At 75.1% G+C, this 522-nt stretch carries 1 pseudogene; it reads right to left on the bottom strand.

Annotated features, from left to right (window positions below):
• Positions 1 to 109 precede the first annotated feature (109 nt).
• Positions 110 to 522, bottom strand: a pseudogene (locus tag UUA_RS19720) (hypothetical protein); the annotation flags it as partial.

Raw genomic sequence — 522 nt, 5'->3', positions numbered from 1 at the left:
GGCTGCAGGGTCACTTCAAGGTCACCCAGTTCCGCATCCAGCGCCGGCATCTGCGCCAGCAGCAGGTTGCGCAGCGTGCGCGTGGTCGCGGCAATCGCCAGCACGTTGCTCATGACGAGGCCTTGCCGCGCTGGCGCAGGTAGTCGTCGAGGCTGCTCGGCCGCGGTTCCTCGCGTCGGCGCGGTGGCGCCGCGGTGGGCGGCGCGGCGCGCACTTCGAGCCGGCCGATGCTGACGTGCACCACCGGCTCGCCCGTGGCGACCTTCGTTTCGGAGTGCGCGGTCGTAGCCCGCGCCATCGTGTGGCGCGCGGATGACGCCGCGGCTGCGGGCGTCGCGGCAAACACCGGCGACGGCGCAGGCAACAAGGCGCCGCCCGGCACCGGCGCGCGTTCCAGTGCCGCCTCCCGCCGGGGTGGTGCAACGCGTGCCTGTCGCGGCGGCACTGGCGACAGGCTGGGCGTCGGGTGCTCCGGCGCGGATGGCATGCCGCGGCGTTCGGCCGCGATGGCGCGCGCCGGCA

The sequence above is a fragment of the Rhodanobacter thiooxydans LCS2 genome (assembly GCF_000264375.1).
Taxonomy (GTDB): Bacteria; Pseudomonadota; Gammaproteobacteria; order Xanthomonadales; family Rhodanobacteraceae; genus Rhodanobacter; species Rhodanobacter thiooxydans.
Note: the sequence above shows the minus strand (reverse complement) of the source record. Positions and strands in the feature narration are given on the sequence as shown.